The 23,321-nt window shown below is 74.1% G+C and carries 21 protein-coding genes; 19 read left to right on the top strand and 2 right to left on the bottom strand.

Going from position 1 to position 23,321, the window contains the following annotated elements:
* Window positions 1-114 precede the first annotated feature (114 nt).
* From ACH35V_RS09325 to ACH35V_RS09295, 7 genes are all read left to right on the top strand, one after another.
* Complete coding sequence (locus ACH35V_RS09325) at window positions 115-1,656, top strand: penicillin-binding transpeptidase domain-containing protein (protein WP_395971276.1); 1,542 nt, start codon at window positions 115-117, stop codon at window positions 1,654-1,656.
* Between the two features lie 570 nt (window positions 1,657-2,226).
* The gene (locus ACH35V_RS09320) at window positions 2,227-4,143 is read left to right on the top strand and encodes a hypothetical protein (RefSeq protein WP_395971274.1); all 1,917 of its coding nucleotides are present in this window, start codon (window positions 2,227-2,229) and stop codon (window positions 4,141-4,143) included.
* Window positions 4,144-4,153: 10 nt separating this feature from the next.
* A complete protein-coding gene (locus ACH35V_RS09315; RefSeq protein ID WP_395971272.1) occupies window positions 4,154-4,942 on the top strand; it encodes a hypothetical protein in 789 nt (262 codons plus the stop codon).
* The gene (locus ACH35V_RS09310) at window positions 4,939-6,453 is read left to right on the top strand and encodes a ferredoxin (protein WP_395971270.1); all 1,515 of its coding nucleotides are present in this window, start codon (window positions 4,939-4,941) and stop codon (window positions 6,451-6,453) included. The genes ACH35V_RS09315 and ACH35V_RS09310 overlap by 4 nt, the downstream gene beginning before the upstream one ends.
* A gap of 145 nt (window positions 6,454-6,598) precedes the next feature.
* On the top strand, window positions 6,599-7,231 hold the full coding sequence (locus ACH35V_RS09305; RefSeq protein ID WP_395971268.1) for a DUF4142 domain-containing protein: 633 nt from the start codon (window positions 6,599-6,601) through the stop codon (window positions 7,229-7,231).
* Between the two features lie 34 nt (window positions 7,232-7,265).
* Entirely contained in the window at window positions 7,266-8,468 is a 1,203-nt protein-coding gene (locus ACH35V_RS09300) for a DUF1996 domain-containing protein (RefSeq protein ID WP_395971266.1), read from the top strand.
* Between the two features lie 149 nt (window positions 8,469-8,617).
* Window positions 8,618-9,295 (top strand): SDR family oxidoreductase, encoded by a 678-nt coding sequence (locus tag ACH35V_RS09295; protein WP_395971264.1) that lies wholly within the window; start codon window positions 8,618-8,620, stop codon window positions 9,293-9,295.
* Between the two features lie 16 nt (window positions 9,296-9,311).
* Here the strand turns inward: ACH35V_RS09295 and ACH35V_RS09290 are convergent, their stop codons facing one another.
* The gene (locus tag ACH35V_RS09290; protein WP_395971262.1) at window positions 9,312-11,114 is read right to left on the bottom strand and encodes an AMP-dependent synthetase/ligase; all 1,803 of its coding nucleotides are present in this window, start codon (window positions 11,112-11,114) and stop codon (window positions 9,312-9,314) included.
* 435 nt (window positions 11,115-11,549) lie between these two features.
* On the opposite strand from ACH35V_RS09290, the gene ACH35V_RS09285 reads away from it, so the two are divergent.
* The 5 genes from ACH35V_RS09285 to ACH35V_RS09265 all read left to right on the top strand — a co-directional run bounded on the left by ACH35V_RS09285 (window position 11,550) and on the right by ACH35V_RS09265 (window position 15,498).
* The gene (locus tag ACH35V_RS09285) at window positions 11,550-12,245 is read left to right on the top strand and encodes a copper homeostasis protein CutC (protein WP_395971260.1); all 696 of its coding nucleotides are present in this window, start codon (window positions 11,550-11,552) and stop codon (window positions 12,243-12,245) included.
* Between the two features lie 37 nt (window positions 12,246-12,282).
* Entirely contained in the window at window positions 12,283-13,050 is a 768-nt protein-coding gene (locus ACH35V_RS09280; RefSeq protein ID WP_395971258.1) for a metallophosphoesterase, read from the top strand.
* A gap of 61 nt (window positions 13,051-13,111) precedes the next feature.
* On the top strand, window positions 13,112-13,546 hold the full coding sequence (locus ACH35V_RS09275) for an SRPBCC family protein (RefSeq protein WP_395971256.1): 435 nt from the start codon (window positions 13,112-13,114) through the stop codon (window positions 13,544-13,546).
* Window positions 13,547-13,817: 271 nt separating this feature from the next.
* Window positions 13,818-14,786, top strand: a complete 969-nt coding sequence (locus tag ACH35V_RS09270; RefSeq protein ID WP_395971254.1) for an ROK family glucokinase — start codon at window positions 13,818-13,820, stop codon at window positions 14,784-14,786.
* Window positions 14,787-14,790: 4 nt separating this feature from the next.
* Window positions 14,791-15,498, top strand: a complete 708-nt coding sequence (locus ACH35V_RS09265; protein WP_395971252.1) for an endonuclease/exonuclease/phosphatase family protein — start codon at window positions 14,791-14,793, stop codon at window positions 15,496-15,498.
* 158 nt (window positions 15,499-15,656) lie between these two features.
* On the opposite strand, the gene ACH35V_RS09260 is transcribed toward ACH35V_RS09265, so the two are convergent.
* Window positions 15,657-16,562: a hypothetical protein gene (locus ACH35V_RS09260; protein ID WP_395971250.1), complete on the bottom strand. Its 906-nt coding sequence runs from the start codon at window positions 16,560-16,562 to the stop codon at window positions 15,657-15,659.
* 460 nt (window positions 16,563-17,022) lie between these two features.
* Between ACH35V_RS09260 and ACH35V_RS09255 the strand changes: the two genes are divergently transcribed.
* The 7 genes from ACH35V_RS09255 (at window position 17,023) to ACH35V_RS09225 (ending at window position 23,241) form a co-directional block, all read left to right on the top strand.
* Entirely contained in the window at window positions 17,023-17,757 is a 735-nt protein-coding gene (locus tag ACH35V_RS09255; protein WP_395971248.1) for a lysophospholipid acyltransferase family protein, read from the top strand.
* A gap of 66 nt (window positions 17,758-17,823) precedes the next feature.
* Window positions 17,824-19,002 carry a MacS family sensor histidine kinase gene (gene macS, locus ACH35V_RS09250; protein WP_395971246.1) on the top strand — a complete coding sequence of 393 codons (1,179 nt, stop codon included), beginning with the start codon at window positions 17,824-17,826 and terminating at the stop codon, window positions 19,000-19,002.
* A gap of 73 nt (window positions 19,003-19,075) precedes the next feature.
* Window positions 19,076-19,729, top strand: coding sequence for a response regulator (locus tag ACH35V_RS09245; protein ID WP_395972033.1), 654 nt, complete (start codon window positions 19,076-19,078; stop codon window positions 19,727-19,729).
* Window positions 19,730-19,786: 57 nt separating this feature from the next.
* Window positions 19,787-20,776: a TIGR04222 domain-containing membrane protein gene (locus ACH35V_RS09240; RefSeq protein WP_395971244.1), complete on the top strand. Its 990-nt coding sequence runs from the start codon at window positions 19,787-19,789 to the stop codon at window positions 20,774-20,776.
* Complete coding sequence (locus ACH35V_RS09235; protein ID WP_395971243.1) at window positions 20,760-21,596, top strand: DUF692 domain-containing protein; 837 nt, start codon at window positions 20,760-20,762, stop codon at window positions 21,594-21,596. Before ACH35V_RS09240 ends, ACH35V_RS09235 begins: the two co-directional genes overlap by 17 nt.
* Entirely contained in the window at window positions 21,593-22,066 is a 474-nt protein-coding gene (locus tag ACH35V_RS09230; RefSeq protein WP_395971241.1) for a hypothetical protein, read from the top strand. The genes ACH35V_RS09235 and ACH35V_RS09230 overlap by 4 nt, the downstream gene beginning before the upstream one ends.
* Window positions 22,067-22,215: 149 nt before the next feature.
* The gene (locus ACH35V_RS09225) at window positions 22,216-23,241 is read left to right on the top strand and encodes a 6-phosphofructokinase (protein ID WP_395971239.1); all 1,026 of its coding nucleotides are present in this window, start codon (window positions 22,216-22,218) and stop codon (window positions 23,239-23,241) included.
* Window positions 23,242-23,321: the final 80 nt, after the last annotated feature.

The following is a 23,321-nucleotide window of genomic DNA, read 5'->3' as shown; positions in this document are numbered from 1 at the left end:
TCACCCGTCGCTAAGCCGCCTTCCAGATGCGGCCACGAATGGCGCGCTCCACCGCATGTACGGGGCGATCGGACGCTGAGATGATCAACTTCCGGGCGGGCGGAGGAGGATCCGGTGCGATCTCGGGGTGTGCTGGTGCTGGCGGCGGTCCTGGCGGTGGTGCTGGTGGCGGGGCTCGCGGCGGGCTGGGCGCTGCGCCGCGACCGGGACGGCGGCACGCCCGAACAGGTCGCGGCCCGCTACTTCGCCGCCTGGAGCAAGGGCGACCTGGAAGGGATGGGCGAGCTGGTCGCGGGCCCGCCCGCGGACTTCGCCGCGCAGCACCAGGCGCTGACGCGCGGGCTCGCGGTGAACACGATCGCGCTGGAGCCGCGTCCCGTCGTCCGGTCCGGTCCGGACGCCGCCCGCGCCGCGTTCACCGTGACCCGGTCGCTGGCCGCGCACGGGTCCTGGTCGTTCGCGTCGGAGCTGCGCCTCGGCCGGGTGGACGGACGGTGGCGCGTCCGGTGGTCGCCCGCGACGCTGTACCCCGGGCTGAAGGGCGGGGGAGCGTGGGCGATGCGGCAGGTGACCGTCCCCGCCGCGACGCTGGTCGCGCGGGACGGCCGGGCGCTCCCGGACGGCGGCCCGCTGGAGCCGTACCTCGCCTCGATCACCAGCCGGCTGGACGAGGAGGAGGACCAGTCCGTGTGGGCGATCGAGCTGCGCGACGGCGGCGGGCCGCCGCAGCGCGTGAAGCTGTTCGGCGCCGAGAAGGGCCGTGAGATCCGGACGACGCTGGACCGGCGCGTGCAGGCGGCGGCGGAGAAGGCGATGGCGTCCGCGCCGGGCCGCGCGGCGATCGTGGCCGTCCGGCCGGGCGGCGGCGAGGTCCTCGCGGTGGCGGACGGCCTCGGCGGGCTCGGCGCGTTCGTCGGCCGCTACCCGCCCGGCTCGACGTTCAAGGTGGTGACGGCGGGCGCGCTCCTCGCGGCCGGGTCCGGCGCCGGGACCGGGGCGGACTGCCCGGCGTCCGTGGTCACCGCGCAGCGCACGATCCGCAACGACGACGACCACGCGCTCGGCCGGACGACGCTGCGCGGCGCGTTCGCCGCGTCCTGCAACACCACGTTCGCGCGGCTGGCGGTCGAGCGGCTCGGCGCGGAGAAGCTGGCGGCGAGCGCCCGCCGGTTCGGCTTCGGCGCGCGGCTCACCCCTGGCGTGGACGCCGCGGACGGGAGCTTCCCCGGCCCGGAGAGCGGCGCGGAACTGGCGGAGGCGGCGATCGGGCAGGGCCGCGTCCAGGCGAGCCCGCTGCTGATGGCGTCGGTCGCCGCGGCCGCGGCGGACGGCTCGTGGCGCTCGCCCCGGCTGCTCGCGCCGAAGCTGATTCGCGAGGGCGGGGGAGCGACGCCCGACCCCCGGCCGGTGCCCGGGACGTCCGCGCTCCGCACGATGATGCGGGCGGTGGTCACCGGCGGGACGGCGGCGGGCGCCGGGCTCCCGGGCGCGACGGCGGGCAAGACGGGGACCGCCGAGATCGGCGGCGGCCAGTCCCACGCCTGGTTCATCGGCTACCGGGACGACGTCGCGTTCTCGGTCTTCGTCGAGGCGGGTGGCTCGGGCCCGAAGGTCGCCGCGCCCCTGGCCGCCCGCTTCCTGAAGGCCATGCGCTGATCACCGGGCGCTGATCACCCGGCGCTTCCGCGGATCCGCCGGATTCGCTGGAATCGGCACGCGAACGCATGAACGTGTCACGGATTTCGTACGTACTGCCCTGGAGAACAGAACGACCGCGGAGTAAGGCTCAGCACGTTTTTGGCACCAACCCGCATCTGAGTGGCTCATGGGGCGTATGCTCCCGGAGTGATCGAGCGGATTCGTCGAGAATCCGCTCTGGGAACGCGGTTGGAGCGAGCGGGCTCCTGAACCGCGGTCCCCGATGTCTCAGCGGGAAGGCCGCCGGGCGACGAGCCCGACGGTCCGGAGCCACCGGCGTTCGCCGAGCCCTCCGTCTCCTCCACAGGAGAGGGCATGGCGCGACGCGATAACGGGCATGCGTCCCGGAGCACTACGCATGCTGCACCGTGGGCGGACACGCCCGCGCGCCCCTCATCGAGACCTGAGCCCCGGTCGGGGCCGAGGTCCGAGGAGCCGCAGTGGCCCGAAGGGTCCTGGTGGTCGCAGCAGCCGGACCGGTCCGAGCGCGGACGGCGATCGTCCCGCCGCGGCCCGAGCCGCCGCGAGATGAAACGGCGCGAGCGGGACGCGGAGGAGCGGTCCCCCGAGCGCGAGCAGCCGCAATCCTCGGCGCAACCGCCTCCCGACCAGTTCGGCGCGCGGAACAGGCCGCCCAACCCCCGCGACGCCCGTCCCGCCCCCGGGACGAGGCAGTTCGACACGCAACCCGAACGTCCCGCCCCGGGCCCCCAGCAGCCGGACGCGCGCACTCAGCAGTTCGACGCACGCACCGGAGGGGCCGCCCCGGGTGCTGGGCAGTTCGACGCCCGCAACCAGCGTCCCGACCCCCGCACTCAGCAGTTCGATCCCCACACTCCGTTCGTCGCGCGCAATGAGCCTTCCGGGCCGGGTGCTGGGCGTCCCGCGTCGGGTGCCGGGGGAGCGGAGGCGCGGGGTGAGCAGGGCGGCGGCGCGTCCAAGCCGTTCAACTCTGGCGGCGAGGCGTTCGGCGGTATGCCCGAGCAGTTCGACGCGCGGGTCGGAGGGCCCGGGCCGCGGCGTGACCGGTCGCGGGACTTCCAGCCGCGCCGGACGAGGGCGCGGCGCCCCGAGCGGTCGCGGTCGGAGCCGCGGCGTCCGGAGCGGCGGACGTCCCGGATGCGGCAGCCGGGCGCCCAGGCGCGGCACGGCATTCCGTCGCGGCCGGGGCCGAGGGCGAAGCCGCGCGGCGGGCGGGGGCCCAGCGACCGGCTCGGCATCGGCGCGATCGTGCTGTCGACCGCGGTCGGCCTGTCCCTCCTGGGCATCGCCGAGCGGGCGCTGCTCGAGGGCGGGCCCATCGGCGGGTCGTCCGGTCCCATCGGGTCGCAGCGCGCGATCACGCCGCCGGACCGCGGCGGCGTCCCCGGGCAGTCGCCGCAGCAGTCGCCGCAGCCAGGCCAGAGCGGCGGGCCCGCGTCGCCGGACGGCCCGGACCTGCGGACCCTCGCCGCGCAGGTGCGGAGGCTGACCCTGGCGCAGCGCGGCGCCGCCGCCCGGCGGGTCTACGGCGCGGCGCCGTCGCGGGCGCCGGTCGTCGGCGCCACCCGGACGAGCCCCGACAAGACCTGGGTGTTCGGCACCACCGCGATCCCCGTCCCGGAGTCCAGCGCCGCCAACCCCGAGGTCGCCTTCTACGCCGCCCGCTGGACGGGACGGGAATGGCAGGTCGGGCTCTCCGGCGGACGGCTGTTCAACGACCTGCTCGGCGCCGTCCCCACGGACGTGATGCCCGCGGCGGAGGCGACGGCGCTGCGCAGATACGCGGCCGTCACCGAGGAGCGGGCCGCCTCGCTCGTCAACGGCACGCGCGCGGGCGACAAGCTGATGCTGCCGTGGAAGGTCGGAGAGGCCTGGGCGATGGCGACCGCGGACGGTTCCGCGCGCCCGCTGGCGTCGCTGGCGTTCTCGGGCGGCGACGGCCGGGTCCTCGCGTCCGGCGACGGGCGGCTCTACCGCTTCTGCGCCGACTCGGCCGGCCGCGCGATGATCATGGTGATCCATCCGAGCGGCGTCGCCACCACCTACTACCGGGTGCGGGGCGTCCCGGCGAAGGTGCGCGACGGCGCCGTCGTCGAGCAGGGCGACCCGCTCGGCCGCACCGGCGCCGACCGGCCCTGCGGCGGGGCCGCGGCGCCCCGCGCCGAGGTCGCGTTCGGCGTGCGCCGCGGCGGCGGAACGGTCCCGCTCGAAGGCGCGCGGATCGGCGGCTGGACGTTCCGGGAGCGCGCCGAGCCCCTGGTCGGCTTCGCCGAACGCGGCGTCCTGCAAGTGCTTCCCGGGGGCTTGCTGGCCAACCTCGGCCCGGTCCCCCCGGCGGACGACGCGCCGCCGGGCGCGCCGCTCCCCGACGTCCCGCCGCTGGACGGCTCAGGGCCGGTCGCCGCTCCGGCGCCGGCCGCAATCCAGAAGAGGAGTCCGATCGGTGCGAACTCGCAACAGTGATGATCCCGCGGTGCCCAGCTGGGTGCTGCGCGTGGTGCTCGTCGGCGCGGTGCTCGTGCTCGTCGGCGCGGCGACCCCGCAGGGCGCCGTCGCGGTCGCGAACGTGCAGTACTTCCTCAACTTCTACGCCGGCACGTTCGCGCTCGTCGCCTACACCACGGCGGTGATGAGCGGCCTGCTGGCGACCGAGCGGCTGATCCTGCAGATCCGGCACCGGGTGCTGGCGCAGGCCCTGCACCGCGCGTCCGCCGTCGTGGCGACGGCGATGCTGGTCGCGCACGTGGCGGTGAAGGTGATGGCGGGGCTGGCGCTGCCCGCGCAGATCGTCGTTCCGTCCGCCGGGCCGGTCGGGATCGGCACGATCGCGGCCGACTTGATGATCATCATCGTGGTCACCGGGATGCTGCGGGCGCGGTTCGCGTTCGCCGGCAAGGCGTGGCTGTGGCGGACGATGCACGTCCTGGCGTACGTGTCGTGGCCGATGGCGATCGTGCACGGCCTGATCACCGGGCGGTCCGCGGCGCCGTGGATCGTGCTCGCGTACGTGATGAGCGTGGTGTTCGTCGTCCTCGCGCTGATCACCCGCATCATCGTCGTGATCAAGCCGCGGGAGCTCGCCCGCGCCGGAGACGAGATCGACGCGTTCGCCCGGCCGGACGGCGCCGGACGCCGCCGCGACCGGCGCGCCATGGCGGAGCGGGAGCACGAGGAGGCCCGCGCCGCCGCCGCGGCCCGCGACGGCTACGGCGACTACGGCGAACACGACGGCTACGGACGTGACACCGAGGCCCTGCGATGACCTCGACCGTCACCGTCTCCGGCATCGGCGGGCCCAGGCTGACGCTCGGGTTCGACCGGTTCGACCGGCTGGACCTCGACCGGCACCTCGCCGTGCACGGCAAGCTCCGCGCGCCGTCGCTGGACGAGCTGGTCCGCGCGGCCGAGCAGGTCGACCTGCGGGGACGCGGCGGCGCTGGCTTCCCGCTGGCCCGCAAGCTGATGGCGGTGGCGGCGCGGGTGAAGTACCCGACCACCGACCCGCCGCCGCTGCTGCCCGGCGAGAAGCGCGACGCGCGCGGCTCAAGCGAGGACGTCGTCATCGTGGTGAACGGCGCCGAGGGCGAGCCCGGCAGCGCGAAGGACAAGGTCCTGCTCGGCCGGGCGCCGCACCTCGTCCTGGACGGGGCGCAGATCGCCGCGTCCGCGCTCGGCACGCAGCGGATCGTGGTCGCCGTCGAGGACGACGCGGCCGCCCGCTCCGTCCGCGCCGCGATCGTCGAGCGGCGGATGCCCGCGCGGATCGTCCGGCTGACGGAGCGGTTCATCTCCGGGGAGAGCGGCGCGGTGGTCCGCGCGATCAACGGGGAGGCGCCGATCCCGCCGGGCGTCAAGGTCCGCGCGTCGGAGTCCGGCGTGGACGGGTACCCGACGCTGCTGTCCAACGCCGAGACGTTCGCGCAGCTCGCCGTTCTGGTCTCGCTCGGCCCCGATCTGTACGCGTCCACCGGGACGGAGGAGGAGCCGGGCACCACGCTGCTCACCGTCGGCGGCACCCAGGTCGTGGAGGCGCCGCTCGGCACGCCGCTGCAGGCCGTCCTCGACCACTGCCAGGTGCCGCCGTCGCCGGGCGTGCTCGTCGGCGGCTACCACGGGATGTGGCTCGACCCGGCAGGCGTGTCCCGGGCCGTGCTGTCGCGCGCCGGGATGCGCCGGGTCGGCGGGACGGTCGGCGCCGGGATCATCCTGCCGCTCACGCAGGGCACCTGCCCGCTCGGCGAGGTCATGCGGATCGCGTCCTACCTGGCGGCGCAGTCGGCCGGGCAGTGCGGGCCGTGCCGGCTGGGGCTGCCGGACGTCGTCCGGTCGCTGAACTCCCTCACCGAGGGGGGCGGGACGGTGGAGGACGTCCGCCGCGCCGCCGGCGTCGGCCGGGGCCGCGGCGCCTGCACCCACCCGGACGGGACGGCCCGCTTCGTCCTGTCGGCGATGGAGGCGTTCGGCCCCGACATCGACGCGCACCGGTGGGGCGGCGGCTGCGGCCTCTCGACCTACGGGGTGCTGCCGCTGCCGGTACCGGACGGCACGGAGGGACGGGTCGCGATCGACTGGAGCCGCTGCGACGGGCACGGGCTGTGCGCGTACCTCGTCCCCGAACTGATCCAGCTCGACCGGTACGGCTTCCCGGTCGTGCTCGGCACCGAGATCCCGCCGTGGATGGAGAAGGACGCACAGAAGGCGGTCGCGATGTGCCCGGCGTTAGCGCTGCGGGTCGTCGCGGGCGTCCCCGACATCCCGTCCAGACGAGGCTGAGTGCCGTCCGCCGGAGATCATTCCGGACATTGAGAAAACCAAAAAAACATGGACAACGTTGAACCCCGGACCCGGTCTGGTGCGTATCTCACACCGAACCCGCCCCGGGTCCGTCGAGAGATCCTCGAAAGGAGGAAGAAGTTCCTTGAGGAAATCCTACGGAATCGCCGAGACGCGACGGCGGCCGCGCTTCCGCCGGGGCCGCGTGCTGCTGGTCCTGGCGGCCCTGGCCGCCGTGGCGGGCGCCTTCGCGGTCGTCATGAACCCGGTCGGCGTCCCCGCCAGCGGCGCGGCGAATCTCGGCGGCACGGTCAACACCCGCTGGGGACGGCTGAGCACCGACGACAGGAAGCTGCTCGTCGCGGTCAGGCAGGCCGGCCTGTGGGAGATTCCCGCAGGCCAGCAGGCACAGCAGCGCGCGTCCCGGCCTCGGGTGCGGGAGGTCGGCGAGATCATCATGCAGCAGCACATGCAGCTGGACGCCGACGCCCGCGCCACGGCGCAGCGGCTCGGCGTGCTCCTTCCCAACGAGCCCAACGGGAGCCAGAAAAGCTGGCTGAGAGAGATGTCGGGCAAGTACGGGATCGACTATGACAAGACGTTCGTGCTGCGGCTGCGCGCCGCGCACGGAAGTGTCTTCACCGTCATCGCCAAGGTGCGCGCGCAGAGCGAGAACACCGAGATCCGCGCGTTCGCCGAACGGTCGATGAAATTCGTCAACACGCATATGTCGCTGCTGGAGAGCACGGGCCTGGTCCCCAGGCGCGCCCTGCATTGACGTACATCCCACCCGCAAAAGGGAGCACCTTTCCATGGGACGCAAGAAGAAAGCATTCGCCGTGATGATCCCGGCGCTCGCCCTTGCCACGTCGGTGAGCCAGGCGGTCGCCGGGACCGCGTCCGCGCAGCCGGGCCTGAGCCTCCAGGCCCCCGGCGACCCGACCGCCGAGCCGCCCGCCGACCCGTCGGCGGAGCCGCCCGCGGAGCCCCCCGCCGACCCGTCCGCGGAGCCGTCGGCCGAGCCGCCCGCAGATCCGTCCGCCGACCCGTCGGCGGAACCGCCAGGGGAGCCGCCGGCGGACCCGTCCGCCGAGCCGTCCGCGCCCGCGCCCCCGCCGCCGAGCGCGGTGAAGCCGGGGCCGCGCCGGGACCAGTTCGTCGACATCCGCCGGGCCCCGCGCGTCCAGGTGCCGCGCACGTCCCGCGGCGGCTCGCGCGGCGTGTTCTCCGTCAACTGCGGCACGAACGAGGGCCAGGCGCACAGCAACCCCGACAACGTCGTCGCGGCGCCCGGCGTCCAGAACGGCGCGCACCACATCCACGACTACGTCGGCAACCTCGACACCGACGCGTTCTCGACCGACGAGACCCTCGCCGCGGCCGGGACGACCTGCACCAACGGCGACAAGTCCACCTACTTCTGGCCGGTGCTGCGGCTGCGCAACGGCGAGGACGGCTCGGAGCGCGCCGAGCAGAGCCGCCTGGACGGCAACGTCGGCAGCATCGTCGAGCCCTCCTCGGTGCGCCTGCAGTTCCTCGGCAACGCGCGCAGCCGGGTGACGGCGATGCCCGCGTTCCTGCGGATGGCCACCGGCGACGCCAAGTCCTCGACGAACGGCCTGGCCAACGCGAACGCGCTCTGGTCGTGCAGCGGGTTCCAGGAGCGCGGCTTCACGAACAAGTACCCGCTCTGCCCGCGGGGCAGCCAGGTGCTGCGCATCCTGAACTTCGCGGGCTGCTGGGACGGGCAGAACACCGACAGCGCCAACCACCGGTCCCACGTCTCCTTCGCCGACAAGCGGACGGGCCAGTGCCCGCAGGGCACGAGGGCCATCCCGCAGCTGCGGATGACGCTGTCCTACCGGGTGCCCGCCAGGGCGCTGGCGTTCGCGCTCGACTCGTTCCCCGAGCAGGGGCACGACCCGGTGACCGACCACGGCGACTTCATCAACGTGATGGGAGACCGGCTGATGCGGCAGGCGGTCACCGCCATCAACTCCGGCCGGCGCCGCTGACCGGAGCCCGCGTCCGGGAGAACCGGACCGCCCTGGGGTGACCCCGGACGCGCGGCCGGTGAGGACGACGCGCCCGCCCGCCACCACAGGCGGCGCGCCTCACCGGCCGCCTCCGCGCCCATCCGGGCGCTCGACCGTACGATCTCGCTATGAACATCGTGATCGCGGGCGGGCACGGGAAGATCGCGCTGCGGCTCTCGCGGCTGCTGACCGCGCGGGGGGACACCGTGCTCGGCCTCATCCGCAACCCCGACCACGCGGGCGACGTGCGGGCCACGGGCGCCGGGCCGGTCGTGTGCGACCTGGAGTCCGCGGACCCCGCGGAGGTCGCCGGGCACGTCACCGGCGCGGACGCGGTCGTGTTCGCGGCCGGCGCGGGCCCCGGCAGCGGCACCGCGCGCAAGGACACCGTCGACCGCGCCGCCTCGGTCCTGATGGCGGACGCGGCCGAGAGCGCGGGCGTCCGAGGCTTCCTCCAGATCTCCGCGATGGGCGCGGGCGAACCGTCCCCGCCGGGGCGCGGCGACGTCTGGGACGCCTACATCCGCGCCAAGGGCGAGGCCGAGGACGACCTCCGCCGCCGCGACGCCCTCGACTGGCTGATCCTGCGTCCAGGCCGCCTCACCGACGACCCGCCCACCGGCCTCGTCACCCTCGCCGAACCGCCGATCGGGCACGATGTGGTGACCCGCGACGACGTCGCCGCCGTCATCGTGGCGCTGCTCGACGCGTCCGACGTCCGGCGCCGCACGCTCGACCTGCTCAACGGCCCCACCCGGATCGAGGACGCCGTCGCGTCGCTCCGCCCCGCCCTCGGCGGCGGCTAGGCGGTGCAGGGGGCGTCTAGGCGGTGTAGAGGGACTCGATCTCGTCCGCGAAGTCCTTCATCACGACGTTGCGCTTGACCTTGAGGCTGGGCGTCAGGTGCCCGGCCTCCTCGGTGAAGTCGACGCCGAGGATCACCTGCTTCTTGATCGCCTCGGCGTGGCTGACCGAGGTGTTGGCCGCGGCGACGGCCGCGTCGATCTCGGCGACGAGGTCGGGGTCGCCGCGCAGCTCGTCCACCGTCATGTCGGCGGGCTTGCCGTGCCGCTCCTTCCACGGCCCGAGCGCCTCCTCGTCCAGCGTGACGAGCGCGGCGACGAACTTGCGGCCGTCGCCGACCACCAGGCACTGGCTGACCAGCGGATGCGCGCGGATCCTGTCCTCCAGCGGGGCGGGCGCGACGTTCTTGCCCGCCGCGGTGACGAGGATCTCCTTCTTCCGGCCGGTGATCTTCAGGAAGCCGTCGGCGTCGAGGGAGCCGAGGTCGCCGGTGCGGAACCAGCCGTCCTCCAGGACCTCCTTGGTGGCCGCCTCGTTGTTCCAGTAGCCGCGCATGATGTTGACGCCGCGGACGAGGACCTCCCCGTCCTCGGCGATGCGGACGTCCACGCCCGGGATCGGCTGCCCCACGGTCCCGATCCTGATGGCCGTCGGGCGGTTGACGCTCGCCGGCGCGGTCGTCTCTGTGAGCCCGTAGCCCTCCAGGATCGTGATCCCGACGCCGCGGAAGAAGTGGCCGAGCCGCTCGCCGAGCGCGGCCCCGCCCGACACCGCGTACTTCACCTCGCCGCCGACCGCCGCGCGCAGCTTCTTGTACACGAGCGCGTCGAAGACCTTGTGCTTCGCCTTCAGCCCGATCCCGGCGCCGCCGCCGTCCAGCGCGCGGCTGTAGGCGATCGCGGTCTCCGCCGCCGCCTTGAAGATCTTGCCCTTTCCGTCCGCGGCGGCCTTCTGCTCGGCGCCGTTGTAGACCTTCTCGAAGACGCGCGGGACGGCGAGCAGGAACGTCGGCCGGAACGTGGCGAGGTCGGGCAGCAGGTTCGGGACGTCGCTGTGCCCGAGGATGATGCCCGCCTCGATGACGGCGACCTGGATCAGCCGGGCGAACACGTGCGCCAGCGGCAGGAACAGCAGCGTGGAGCTGCCGTCCACGGCGACCTCGGAGATCGCGCCCTGCACGGCGTTGCGGGCGGTCGACACCAGGTTCCCGTGCGTGATCTCGCAGCCCTTGGGACGCCCGGTCGTGCCCGAGGTGTAGACGAGCGTGGCGACGTCCGCGGCGTTCCGGGAGCGGCGGCGCTCCTCGACCACGTCGTCCCCGACCTCGGCGCCGAGCCCCACCACCTCGTCGACGCCGCCCGCGTCGATGCCCCACACGTGCGCGAGCTCCGGCAGCCGCTCGCGGATCCCCTCGACGGCCGCCACGTGCTCGCCGGTCTCGGCGAACACCGCCTTCGCGCCGGAGTCGCCGGCGATCCACTCGATCTGCTCGGCGGAGGACGTCTCGTAGATCGGCACCGAGACCGCGCCGGCCGTCCAGATCGCGTAGTCGAGGACGGTCCACTCGTACCGGGTGCGCGACAGCAGCCCGACCCGGTCGCCCGGCTCGATCCCGGCCGCGATGAGGCCCTTCGCGATCCCGGCGGCCTCGGCTGCGAACTCGGCGGCGGTGACGGCGCTCCACACCGGCGCCTCGGCGGGGCCGCTCTTGCGGCGCGCCACGATCGTCCCCGGTTCTTCGGCGGCCCGGGTGAAGGGCGCGTCGGTCAGTACGGCGGAGTCGGGGACCTCCACCATCGCGGGGACGCTGAACTCGCGCACGGCCTGCTCCTGTGATCGTTCTTCGACAGGTGGACGGGGAAGTCCGCGGAGGCTTCTCCGAAACCGCATGATACCCACGAGTAGGAGAATTGCCTTGTTTATCTGGGGGGCGACCCCCAGACCCCCGGCTGCGCGGCACGGGTCTCCTCGCTCCGGTCGCTGGCGCTCCCTGCGCTGCGGGGACGCGGCGCGCCGGGCATGCCCGCTGCGCTCGCAGAGCTCGCTCCGCGTGCCTGCCCGTGACCGGCCGGCTGGGGTTCGAGCTGCCGGGGCTGGGGTTCGAGGTGCCGGGGTCGGGCTCAACCCGCCAGGGCTGAGGTTGAGAGGGCGGGTGGTGGGGTAACGGCAAGGCAAAGGTCGCACGTTGGCGCTGGGGGACGGCTTGCGGTCGCTTACTCTTAGGCCGTCGTACACGAGCTGGTCCGGGGGAACGCCATGTCGCTGCTCGAAATCATCGCGCTGACGGCCGACGACGCGCTGGCGGCGCAGGACGGCGGCGCCGACCGGCTCGAAGTCGTCGCCGACATGGCCGCCGACGGTCTCACCCCCGATCCCGAGCTCGTCGCCGCCGTGCGGGCGGCCACGTCCCTGCCGATCCGGGTGATGCTGCGGGCGAACGCGGGGTTCCGCACGTCCGGCCGCGAGCTGGACCGGCTGCGCCAGGCCGCCGCGGGCCTCGCCGAGGCGGGCGCGGACGGGTTCGTGTTCGGCTTCCTCGACTCGTCCGGCCATGTCGACACCGGCGCCGTGGGCAAGCTCGCCGCCGACGTCGCCCCGCTGCCCTGGACGTTCCACCGCGCGCTCGACCACGCCGCCGACCATGTCCAGGCGTGGGACGTCGTCCGCGGGTTCGGCGGCGGGCTCGACACCGTCCTCACGGCCGGATCGGCGCGGGGCGTGGACGCCGGGGTGGACGTGCTCGTCCGGCGCGCTGCCGAGAGCCCCGAGGCCGCTAAGATGATCATGGCCGGGGGCGGGCTGCGCCGCAAGCACGTCGCGGTCCTCGCGGCCGCGGGCGTCACCGCGTTCCACGTGGGCACGGCGGTCCGCCCGGACGGGGCCTGGGACGCGCCGGTCGACCCGGCGCTCGTGCGCGAATGGCGCTCGCTGGTGTCCGCCGCCGCGGGCTGACCTGCCCACGGGCCGAGCGCCCCATTACAGTCGGTTCATGAGGATCCATGTGGTGAGCGACGTCCACGGCCGGGCGGACGCGCTGCCGGCCGCGGCGGACGGCGCCGACGCGCTCATCTGCCTCGGCGACCTGATCCTGTTCGTCGACTACCACGACCACGGGCAGGGGATCTTCGCCGACCTGTTCGGGCAGGACAACGCCGACCGCTTCATCGAGCTGCGCACGGAGAAGCGCTTCGACGAGGCCCGCGAGTTCTCCCGCGCCCTGTGGGCGTCCCTGGACGGCGACGCGTGGCCGCACATCGAGCGCGCCGTCGACCGGCAGTACGCCGAGCTGTTCGCGGCCATGCCGTCGCCCGCGTACCTGACGTACGGGAACGTCGACGTCCCGCGCATGTGGGGCCGGCACCTGCGCGACGGCCACCACGTCCTCGACGGCGAGACCACCGAGATCGGCGGCCTGCGGTTCGGGTTCGTCGGCGGCGGCCTGCGCACCGAGTACCGCACCCCCTACGAGCTGGACGACGACGCCTACGCCGCGAAGGTCGAGGCCGTCGGCGACGTGGACGTGCTGTGCTGCCACATCCCGCCCGCCGTCCCGGAGCTGCTGTACGACACGGTCGCGCGCCGGTTCGAGCGGGGGAGCGAGGCGATCCTCGACGCGATCCACCGCACGCAGCCGCAGTACGTTCTTTTCGGGCACGTCCACCAGCCCCTGGCGAGCCGGATGCGCATCGGCCGCACCGAATGCGTGAACGTGGGCCACTTCCGGGCCCGTGGCGTGCCCTACGTCCTGACGGTGTGAAAGATACTTTCTCTACGACAAGGGGCCCGCGCGGGCCCGACCAGAGCCAAGGGAGACGCAGATGGCGGACCGCACCAGCTCCTCCATCACGGTCAAGGCAGGGAAGGCCGAGATCATGGCGGTGATCGCCGATCTGGAGGCGTACCCGAAGTGGGCGAGCGGCATCCGCGGCATCACCGTCGAGGAGACCGGCGAGGACGGCCGCGCGTCCCGCGCCAAGTTGTCGTTCGACGGCGGCGTGTTCATCGACACCATCGGCCTCGCCTACACGTGGGAGGGCGACGACCACGTGACGTGGAAGCTGGACGAGCCCGGCTCGGTGGTCACCAAGCTGCACGGCTCCTACACCCTGGTCGAGGGGGACGGCTCCACCGAGGTGACCTACGAGCTCGCCGTGGACGTCCGGATCCCGCTCATCGGCATGGTGAAGCGCAAGGGCGAGAAACGGATCATCGACTCCGCGCTCAAGGGCCTCAAACGCCATGTGGAGAGCTGACCACCGCGAAGGCGATACCGTTCACGCCGACGACGGATGGAAGATGGACCCATGAGCCACCAGCCGGGCGGCTCCGGCCAGACCGCCTCCGGCCGTACGCGCCGGTACTCTCCGCCGGAGGCGTCGGGACGCCCGCGGGCGGGTAGGTCCGAGCGGTCGGACCGACCCGGGACGGGCGGGCCGTGGTCCGCCGCCACCGGCGGCGACCCCATCGACATCGGGTAGTGCGGTGCCGGCTCCAGCCGTGCCGCGCGAGGAGGAGGAAGCGTACATGGCCCTGACCATCGGCGTGGACGTGGGCGGCACGAAGGTCGCCGCCGGGGTCGTCGACGCCCGGGGAACCATCCTGGAGAAGGTTCGCCGGCCCACCCCGTCGACCAACCCCAAGGAGACCGCCGAGACCATCGCCGAGGTCGTCGACCTGCTGAAGGGCAAGTTCGAAGAGGTGTCGGCGGTCGGTCTCGGGACCGCCGGGTTCGTCGACGAGGACCGCTCCAACGTGCTGTTCGCGCCGAACCTGGCCTGGCGGGAAGAGCCGATCAAGGAGAAGGTCGAGAGCCTGGTCGGGCTGCCCGTCGTCGTGGAGAACGACGGCAACGCCACCGCGTGGGGCGAGGCCAGGTTCGGCGCCGGGCGCGGCGAGAACTTCCTCGTCCTGGTCGCCCTCGGCACCGGCATCGGCGGCGGCATCATCATCAACGGCGAGCTGTACCGGGGCCGGTTCGGCATCGGCGCGGAGATGGGCCACTTCCGGGTCGTCCCGGACGGCCGCCGCTGCGGCTGCGGCAACCGCGGCTGCTGGGAGCAGTACGCTAGCGGCAACGCCCTCGTCCACGAGGCCCGCGACCTGGCCCGGGTGGCGCCCGCGATGGCGGGACGGCTCCTCGAACTAGGCGAAGGACGCCCGGAGGGCATCAGCGGCCCCGAGGTGTCGCAGGCGGCCCGCGAGGGCGACAAGGCGGCGCTGGAGTGCTTCCGCACCATCGCGCACTGGGCGGGCCAGGGCCTCGCCGACCTCAGCGCCATCCTCGACCCGGGCGCGTTCATCATCGGCGGCGGCCTGTCCGACGCCGGCGACCTGCTGCTCGACCCGATCCGCGCCGCGTTCGAGGACGCGCTGACGGGCCGCGGCCACCGCCCGCTGCCCGACATCCGCATCGCCGAGCTCGGCTCCGCGGCGGGCATCGTCGGCGCCGCCGACCTGGCGCGCGTCCGCCCGCTGCAGGACGTCGTCGTCTAGAGACGTGCCGTCCGTCCGCCTGCTGAGCTACAACGTCCGGTCGCTGCGCGACGATCCGGCCGCCGTGGCCCGGGTCGTCCGCGCCCTCGCCCCTGACGTCGTCTGCCTGCAGGAGGTCCCGCGCTTCGGGACGTGGCGGATCCAGCGCCGCCGCCTCGCCCGCGCCTGCGGCCTGGACATCGCGGCGGGACGGCGGGCCTGCGGGCTCGCCGTCCTCGCCGCGCCGCACGTCCGCCGCGTGGCCCGCGAGTTCCACCTGCTCACGCCCGACCCCGGTCTGCACCGCCGCGCCCTGGCGATCGCCGTCCTGGAGATCGGCGGCGCGCGCTTCCTGGCCGCGTCCACCCATCTCGACCTGCGGGACGAGCCGCGCCTCCGGCACGTCCACGAGATCCTCGCCCACCTCGCCCGAGCCCGCGACCGCCACCGCGCCCCGATCGTCCTCGCCGGAGACGTCAACGAGGACCCCGGCGCCCCGTCCTGGACCCTCCTCACCGACCACTTCCAGGACGCCTACGCCACGGCTCCGTCCGGCGACGAGCTGACGTTCTCCTCCCGCGCCCCCCGCCGCCGAATAGACGCCGTCTTCGCCGACCAGGAAATCAAGATCACCGCCTGCGGCGTCCCCACCGACGAAACACTGATCGCCGACTACCCAAGGGCCACCGACCACCGCCCCCTCTTGGCGGACCTAGAACTCCCCAGCGCCTGAACCCCAGCCACCGGTTACGGGCAGGCACGCGGAGCGAGCGCCAGCGAGCGAAGCGGGCATGCCCGGCGCGCCGCGTCCCCGCAGCGCAGGGAGCGCCGGCGACCGAAGCGAGGAGACCCGTGCCGCGCAGCCGGGGGGTTCGGGGGGTCGCTCCCCCGTTAGACGACAGCGCCGTCGTCGGGGTCTCTGGGCTCGTCGCCCATGCGGAGGACGAGGGTGACGAAGCCGCCGATGAAGGCGGCGACGGCGAGGAACGCGGCCCAGCCGGGGACGTCCCAGTCGAGGACGACGGTGATCAGCAGGTAGAGCGGGCCGCCGATCAGGGCGATCCAGGCGCCCTTGGTGAGGGGGTCGGCGCTGGGCAGGGGCGGGGGAGGGGGCGGGACGTAGTGGCCCTCGTCGTCGGCGTCCGGGGGGAACTCGGGCGTCTCGGCGGCCTTGATCACGCGGGCGCGGGGGAGGCGGCCGGTGCGGTCGTCGCCCTCCTGCGGCGGGTCGGCGGGCTCGCGGACGTTCTCCTCGTCGGGCCAGGGGACGTCCTCGCCGTCGGGCGCGGAGTCGAAGCCGGCGACGATCTCGGCCCAGATGGCGTCCTCGTCGCGCTCTCCGGGCGCGTCCGCGTCCTTGCCGGCCGCGCCGCCCTCCGCGCCGCCGGTCGGGTCGGTCGTCCCGGGAAGGCCGGCGATGTCGGTCTCGGGACGGTCGCCGCCGTCGGAGCGGTCGCCGTCCGAGCCGCGCGAGGACGCGTCGCGCAGCCGGGCGAGGTGGGCGCGCAGGATGCCCTCCGCGGCGGGCTTCATGTCGACGTCGACGTACAGCCGGTCGAGGACGTCGCCGGCGACGGGCTCCCCGGCGGGTTCGGCGCGGTCGGCCGGTTCGGCGCGGTCGGTGAGGTCTGCGCGGTCGGCCAGGTCGGCCAGCTCGGCCAGGTCGGACGGCGATGCCGCGTAGGCCGCCACCCCGGCCTCGCCCAGCGCCGTCAGCATCGCGTCGGCGAGATGCGGGGCGAGGTCGACCAGTGGGGCGTAGGTGTCCGCTGACAGTCCATTGCCACGGCGATTCACGGGGCCGGCTCCTTCGACGACTCCGGCGTGACCGACGGCACCGGCATGACGGCCTCCGCCCCTATCGACATGGGTCCGGACGCGCCGCCGGCTCGCGGCGGCACTCCCGGACACCCTGAAACGTGTGTCCCACGGTATTCGCTGCGTCGCCCGGGACAAGCCCCCGGGCGCACCCGATTGAGATTGACGCCTCAGAGCCTACGTTCATTCCCGCCCCCCGCGAGCCGCCCGGCGGGCATCGCGCCGCGGCCCGGCGGCGATCACGCGGGAGGCCCGGCGGCGAGCGCGTGGCGGCCCGGCCGTGACGGGGCACGGGCGGTCCGGTTCGCTGCTCCGTGTCCGGCCATGTAACGGCTGGTAGAACGCTGAGACGCGGAGTGGGAAGATGTCCCATCATCCCCGTCGGTCAGGGCCCGTCCGCGCCGATCCCTGAGGCGCGCGGTCCGAGGAAGGTCCCCGCATGCTCTGGTTCTGGATCCTGCTCAGGATCGTTCTCACGCCGATCCTGTACCTCGGGTGGTGGCCGCGGAACCGCGGGGCGCGCAACGTCCCGAAGCGGGGCCCGGCGCTGCTGGTGAGCAACCACCTGTCGTTCGCCGACCACTTCTTCGGCCCGCTGCCCCTGTTCCGGCCGATCTTCTTCATCGGCAAGGGCGAGTACTTCACCGGCAGGGGGATCAAGGGGCTGATCAGCAAGGGGTTCTTCACCGGGGTCGGCGTCGTGCCGGTGGACCGGACGGGCGGCTCGTCCGCCGAGGCGGCGCTGCAGACGGGGCTGCGGATCCTCGCGGAGGGCAAGCTGCTCGGCATCTACCCGGAGGGTACCCGCGCGCCAGACAACCGGCTGTACCGGGGCAAGACGGGGGTCGCGCGGCTGGCGCTGAAGTCGCGGGTCCCGGTGATCCCGATGGCGATGGTCAACACGTTCGAGCTGATGCCGCCGGGCAAGCCGTACCCGCGGCTCGGGGTGCGGCCCGGCGTCCGGTTCGGCGAGCCCATGGACTTCTCCCAGTACTACGGCCGCGAGGACGACAAGGACGTCCTGCGGCAGATCACCGACGAGATCATGCGGACGATCAGGGACCTGTCGGGCCAGGAGTACGTCGACCGGTACGCCGCCGAGGTGAAGGCGGAGCTGGCGGGCAAGCCGGTGCGTCCTGTGGAGGACGACGGAGGGCTGAGCGACTCTGGCTGAGCGAAGCGAACCGGGGGGGTGTGGGGGTCGTCCCCCCAAGGGAGCGGCGATGAGCGAGGCCGATCGATGAGCGAGGCCGATCGGGGGATGGGGCTGGAGGCCGCGCTCTGGCGGGCCGTGGCGGTCTACCGCGTCCTGGCGCTGGTGTACGCCGCGGCCGTGATCGCGATGAACGCCGACGGCTACGCCCGTCCGGCCGGCGGCTGGGCGGTGCTCGCCGTGATGGCCGTCTGGACGGCGTACACGGTGCCCGCCTTCCGGGACCCGCGGCGGCGCGGATGGCCGCTCCTGGCCGCCGATCTCGCCGTCGCGTCCGGGTGCCTGGTCGCCACGGCGTGGGTGGAGACGCCCTCGAACATCGCCGACGGCCGTCCGACCCTGCCCGTGTCGTGGGTGGCGGCGGCGGTGCTGTCGTGGGCGGTGGCGGGCGGACGGGGCGCCGAGCGAAGCCCGCCGGTCGGACGGCGGTGGCTCGGGGTCGCGGCGGCGCTCGTCCTGTCCGTGGCGAATCTGCTGGTCCACGCGATCGCCGGGACGTCGGGCGGGATCAGCCGGACGACGTTCAACGGCATCGTCCTGCTGCTCCTCGCGGGCCTCGTCGTCGGGCACGTCGTCCGGCTGGCGCTGGACGCGGAGGCGCGGCTGGCGCGGGCCGTCGAGCTGGAGTCGGCCACCCGGGAGCGGGAGCGGCTGGCCCGCCGCATCCACGACTCGGTGCTGCAGGTGCTGGCGATGGTGCGGCGGCGCGGCGGCGAACTCGGCGGCGAGGCGGCGGAGCTGGGACGGCTGGCGGGGGAGCAGGAGGCGGCGCTCAGGACGCTCGTCGGAGCCGCCCCCGCCGCACCGGACGCGGGCGACGACGTCGATGTCCGTCCGCTGCTGACCTGCCACGCGTCCTCGTCCGTCACGGTGTCCACACCCGCGACCGAGGTGCGGCTGCCCGCGCACGCCGCCCGCGAGGTCGAGGCGGCGGTCGCGGCGGCGCTCGACAACGTCCGGCGGCACTGCGGCGACGGCGCCCGCGCGTGGATCCTGCTGGAGGACGGCGGGGCCGCGGTCACCGTCAGCGTCCGCGACGACGGCCCCGGCGTGCCCGCCGGACGGCTGGACGAGGCCGCGGCGGACGGGCGGCTCGGCGTCGCGCAGTCGATCCGCGGCCGCGTCCGGGACCTGGGCGGCACGGTCGAGATCTCCTCCGCCGAGGGCGCGGGCACGGAGATCGAGATGACCGTGCCCCGCTCCTGACTCGCCGCCGCCTGCATTTATGGGGAGTCGTCGCCATATGGTGTGACCCGTGAGCGACGTTCCTCTCAGGGTCATGGTCGTGGACGACCATCCGATGTGGCGCGAGGCGGTCGCCCGCGACCTCGCCGAGGCGGGCCACGAGGTGGTCGCGGCCGTCGGCGAGGGACGCGCCGCCGTCCGCGTCGCCCCGGCGGCCCGGCCGCAGGTCGCCGTCGTCGACCTGCAGCTCCCCGACATCGGCGGCGTCGAGGTGACGCGGCAGCTGGCGGCGGCCGAGCCGCCCGTCCGCGTGCTGGTGCTGTCGGCGAGCGGCGAGCAGCAGGACGTCCTGGACGCCGTCAAGGCGGGCGCCACCGGCTACCTGCTGAAGTCCGCCGCGCGGGAGGAGTTCCTGGACGCCGTCCGCCGCACCGGCGAGGGCGACGCCGTCTTCACCCCGGGGCTCGCGGGCCTCGTCCTCGGCGAGTACCGCAGGCTCGCCGCCGCCCCCGCCCCCGAGGACGACGGCGCGCCGCGCCTGACCGAGCGCGAGACCGAGGTCCTGCGGCTCGTCGCGAAGGGCCTGACGTACAAGCAGATCGCGGAGCGGCTCGTCCTGTCCCACCGGACGGTGCAGAACCACGTGCAGAACACCCTCCGCAAACTCCAGCTCCACAACCGCGTCGAACTCGTCCGGTACGCCATCGAGAAGGGCCTCGACGGGGAAGACGGGGACGAAACCGGCTGAACCGCCGCCCGGCCCCCGGCGTCTGAGCACCTAAAGGTGCCTGGACGGGAGCCCAGCGTGATCGACGACATTTCCGGAACCGAACTGGCGGTGTTCGCGGCCTACGTCATCGGCGGGATCATCCTCATCGCGATAGCCCGGAGGGTGCGGGCGAACGCGACGCGGGGCGGCCCCCCATTGCGCGAGCTGCACCCGTACGAGGTCGCCTACCTGCACGGCGGCGGACGCCACGCGATCGCCGCCTCGATCACCGCGCTGCGGCTCGACGGCGCGGTCGACACCCGCGCCGACGGCCGGATGATCCCGCTGACGCCGTCCGCCGCCGGGCCCCGCGCGGCCGGGAAGCCGCTGGACACGGCGGTCTTCGGGGCGATCGCCGGCGGCCGCGCCGGGACGCTCGCCGAGCTGACCGCGGAGCCGGGCGTCCGGGCCGCGCTCGAGCAGCTCAACGACGGGCTGGTCGCGCAGGGCATGGTGATCGGCCCGGACGGGCGGCGCACCCTGCGGATCTGCTGGCTGGTGCTCTGGGCGTGGATGGCGCTCGGCATGCTGTTCTTCATCCTCGACGTCTTCGACGGCTTCCCCGGCGTCCTGCTGCCGCTCGTCGCGATCGGCGGGGTCGCCGTCGTCGGCGGGAGCGTGCTCAACACGGGCGCGGAGCGGACGAAGGAGGGCGAGCGCGCGGTCGAGCAGCTCAGGACGTCCAACGCGCATCTCGACCCGCAGTACACGGCCTCCTACGTCGGGCTGCCCGCGCCGTCGGTGCTGCTGGGCGTGGCGCTGTTCGGGACGGCGGCGCTGATGGCCTTCGACCCCATGTTCGTCCAGACGGTCGGGCTCGGCCGCTACATGGAGATGACGGCGGCCACGTCCAGCGGGTACTCGGGCTCCTCCTGTTCGAGCACCGCCTCGGTGTGCTCGTCCGGTTCCTGCGGAGGCGGCGGTTCCTGCGGAGGCAGCGGCGGCGGCTGCGGCGGCGGTGGGGGCGGCTGCGGCGGTGGCGGCGGTGGCGGCGGAGGGGGAGGCTGCGGTGGCGGAGGCGGCTGACGTGACCGTCCCGGACCTCGGGGTCGGCATCGGCTGGCGTCCGGAGATCGCCGGGTTCGTCGGCGCGCTGCCCGGGCTGCGCTTCGCCGAGGTGATCGCCGAGTCCGTGCACACGGACCATCCCGCGCCCGACCTGCTGGAACTTCGCGACCGCGGCGCGGCGATCGTCCCGCACGGCGTGAAGCTCTCGCTCGGCGGGGCCGAGCCGGTGGCCGCCGAACGGGTCGCGCACCTCGCCGCCTGCGCCGAGGCACTCAAGGCGCCGCTGGTGAGCGAGCACGTCGCGTTCGTCCGGGCGGGCGGGATCGAGGCCGGGCACCTCCTGCCGGTCCCGCGGACCCGGGCCGCGCTCGACGCCCTCACCGCCAACATCCGCCGCACCGCCGCCGAGCTGCCGGTGCCGCTGGCCGTCGAGCCCATCGCCACGCTCTTCGACTGGCCGGACGCCGAGTACACCGAGGCCGACTTCCTGACCGAGCTGCTGGAGCGCACCGGCGCCCTCCTCCTGCTGGACGTCGCCAACGTGTACGCCAACGCCCGCAACCGCGGCGAGGACCCCGCCGCCCTCCTCGACCGCCTGCCGCTCGAACGCATCGCGTACTGCCACGTCGCGGGAGGCTCCGAGGAGGGCGGGCGGTACCACGACACGCACGCCGCGGCCGTCCCGTCCGAGGTCCTGGACCTGATCAGGGCGCTGTGCGCCCGCTGCCGTCCACCCGGGTTCCTGCTGGAACGCGACGGCCGCTACCCGCCTGCCGCCGAACTCCGCGCCGAACTCGACGCCATAGCCGAGGCATCTGGCCTCCCCGCGGTCACATGAGCGGGACGTATGACGCCGGGCTGGCGGCGGCGCAGGAGGCGCTCGTCCGCGCGATGACGGCGGGCGGGCCGATGCCCGAGGGTTTCGACGCGGAGGCAGTGCGTGCGGCGGCCCACGGCATCCTGCTCAAGCGGGCCGGCGAGGTGGCCCGCGCCTGGCCCGCACTGGCCGCCTCCTACGGCACGTCCTGGACGAAGGCGTTCGTCGCCTGGGCGGCCGAACGTCCGACGCAGGGATCGTTCAGGGACGGCTGGGATTTCGCGCGGGCGCACCACGACGATCTCGACGCCGAAGCGGCGCGGGAAGCGGCGCTCGCCGAAGCCCGCTGGAACTACGACGGCGCGTCGCCGCCACGGCCCCGCGCGGCGGCCGTGCGGAGGGTGCCGGGCGGAGCGGCGGTGCAGGTCCGCGGGCGTGTCCGCGTCATCGGGCGGAATCCGTCGCGCCGATCCCGCCGGCGGGGCCGATAACGGCGCACCGACCCCTCGCCAGGGGCTATGGTCTAGACCAATGGCGGCTCGCCGGGACCCCCGGCGAATGGCCCGTGCCGCCATGCCCGGACGACTAGTCTGGCCATGTGAATCGAGGGAGGAGCCCGGTGGCGGGAGAAGGAGACGGCATGCGCGTCGGAGTGCTGACCGGAGGCGGTGACTGCCCCGGCCTGAACGCGGTGATCCGCGCGGTCGTCCGCAAGGGCGTGCAGGTCTTCGGCTACGAGTTCGTGGGCTTCCGGGCCGGCTGGCGCGGCCCCCTCGAAGGCGACACCATCGCGCTCGACGTCCAGGCCGTGCGCGGGATCCTGCCGCGCGGCGGGACGATCCTCGGCTCGTCCAGGACGAACCCGGTCAAGGTCGAGGGCGGCGTCGAGCGGATCAAGGACAACCTGGCGGGCCTCGGCGTGGACGCGCTGATCGCCATCGGCGGCGAGGACACCCTCGGCGTCGCGCGCGAGCTGTACGCCAACGGCGTCAACGTCGTCGGCGTCCCGAAGACGATCGACAACGACCTCAACGCGACCGACTACACCTTCGGCTTCGACACCGCGGTGAACATCGGCATGGAGGCCGTCGACCGGCTGCACACCACCGCCGAGAGCCACCACCGCGCGCTGATCTGCGAGGTCATGGGCCGCCACGCGGGCTGGATCGCGCTGCACGTCGGCATGGCCGCCGGCGCCAACGTCATCCTGATCCCCGAGCGGCCCTTCGACATCGAGAAGGTCTGCGAGTACGTCGAGAGCCGGTTCAAGACCCGCTACGCGCCGATCATCGTGGTGTCCGAGGGCGCCCACCCCACGGACGGGCAGATGCAGCTCCAGGCCAAGGAGCGGGACGCGTTCGGGCACGTCCGGCTCGGCGGCATCGGCCAGGCCCTCGCCGACGAGATCGAGAAGCGCACCGGCAAGGAGGCCCGCGCCACGGTGCTCGGGCACATCCAGCGCGGCGGCACCCCGACCGCGTTCGACCGCGTCCTCGCCACCCGCTTCGGCCTCCAGGCGATCGACGCCGTCAAGGACGGCGACTACGGCAAGATGGTCGCGCTCCAGGGCACCGACATCGTCCGCGTGGGCCTGGACGAGGCGACCAAGGAGCTGAAGACCGTCCCGCTGGAGCGCTACTCCGAGTCCGAGGTCTTCTTCGGCTGACCGGCCCTCCTGGCGGGAACACACCGGCCCTCCTGGCGGGAACACGATTACGAGGTCGCGGTGTTGGCCTGACTGGGCCA

Origin of the sequence: Actinomadura sp. 1N219 (assembly GCF_044326405.1) — a bacterium.
Classification (GTDB): domain Bacteria; phylum Actinomycetota; class Actinomycetes; order Streptosporangiales; family Streptosporangiaceae; genus Spirillospora.
This window is presented reverse-complemented; position numbering and strand designations above follow the sequence as displayed.

What these genes read in the sequence shown, in the direction of transcription:
- ACH35V_RS09320 (WP_395971274.1), top strand. Translation starts at nt 2,227, where the DNA reads ATGAAACGGCGCGAGCGGGACGCGGAGGAGCGGTCCCCCGAGCGCGAG.
- ACH35V_RS09310 (WP_395971270.1), top strand. Translation starts at nt 4,939, where the DNA reads ATGACCTCGACCGTCACCGTCTCCGGCATCGGCGGGCCCAGGCTGACG.
- ACH35V_RS09300 (WP_395971266.1), top strand. Translation starts at nt 7,266, where the DNA reads ATGGGACGCAAGAAGAAAGCATTCGCCGTGATGATCCCGGCGCTCGCC.
- ACH35V_RS09295 (WP_395971264.1), top strand. Translation starts at nt 8,618, where the DNA reads ATGAACATCGTGATCGCGGGCGGGCACGGGAAGATCGCGCTGCGGCTC.
- ACH35V_RS09285 (WP_395971260.1), top strand. Translation starts at nt 11,550, where the DNA reads ATGTCGCTGCTCGAAATCATCGCGCTGACGGCCGACGACGCGCTGGCG.
- ACH35V_RS09280 (WP_395971258.1), top strand. Translation starts at nt 12,283, where the DNA reads ATGAGGATCCATGTGGTGAGCGACGTCCACGGCCGGGCGGACGCGCTG.
- ACH35V_RS09275 (WP_395971256.1), top strand. Translation starts at nt 13,112, where the DNA reads ATGGCGGACCGCACCAGCTCCTCCATCACGGTCAAGGCAGGGAAGGCC.
- ACH35V_RS09270 (WP_395971254.1), top strand. Translation starts at nt 13,818, where the DNA reads ATGGCCCTGACCATCGGCGTGGACGTGGGCGGCACGAAGGTCGCCGCC.
- ACH35V_RS09255 (WP_395971248.1), top strand. Translation starts at nt 17,023, where the DNA reads ATGCTCTGGTTCTGGATCCTGCTCAGGATCGTTCTCACGCCGATCCTG.
- macS (WP_395971246.1), top strand. Translation starts at nt 17,824, where the DNA reads ATGAGCGAGGCCGATCGGGGGATGGGGCTGGAGGCCGCGCTCTGGCGG.
- ACH35V_RS09245 (WP_395972033.1), top strand. Translation starts at nt 19,076, where the DNA reads ATGGTCGTGGACGACCATCCGATGTGGCGCGAGGCGGTCGCCCGCGAC.
- ACH35V_RS09230 (WP_395971241.1), top strand. Translation starts at nt 21,593, where the DNA reads ATGAGCGGGACGTATGACGCCGGGCTGGCGGCGGCGCAGGAGGCGCTC.
- ACH35V_RS09225 (WP_395971239.1), top strand. Translation starts at nt 22,216, where the DNA reads ATGCGCGTCGGAGTGCTGACCGGAGGCGGTGACTGCCCCGGCCTGAAC.